We start from the raw sequence: 245 nt of genomic DNA, 5'->3' as shown, positions 1-245 counted from the left end.
TCCCCCGGAAGAATCCCGAGATCGGTCTGGCTTTCGCGAGCGTTCCCGCAGTTCTCATCGACCTGCCCCGCGGGCACCTGACCAGCATCGAAGCAACGCCCGGGGCGTCAGCATCTCCGGAATCAGGCCGGTATCACTCCCTTGCCGACACCGACCGGTACTTCACTCGGAACAAAGCCATCGAATACACCATCGAGCACGACGACGGCCAGAGCTTCCGCAGGCTTGACCGCGCGGACGTCATC

General features: G+C 63.3%; 1 protein-coding gene. It reads left to right on the top strand.

The genetic code is table 11. The annotated features are described in order from the left end of the window. Nucleotides 1-20: 20 nt before the first annotated feature. Nucleotides 21-245 (top strand): kinase/pyrophosphorylase (locus KVS71_RS18210; protein WP_368874981.1); only part of this gene is annotated, 225 nt, incomplete at its 3' end.

Origin of the sequence: Microbacterium sp. GbtcB4, from assembly GCF_019091465.1 — a bacterium.
In the GTDB taxonomy this organism is placed as follows: domain Bacteria; phylum Actinomycetota; class Actinomycetes; order Actinomycetales; family Microbacteriaceae; genus Microbacterium; species Microbacterium paraoxydans.
Note: the sequence above shows the minus strand (reverse complement) of the source record. Positions and strands in the feature narration are given on the sequence as shown.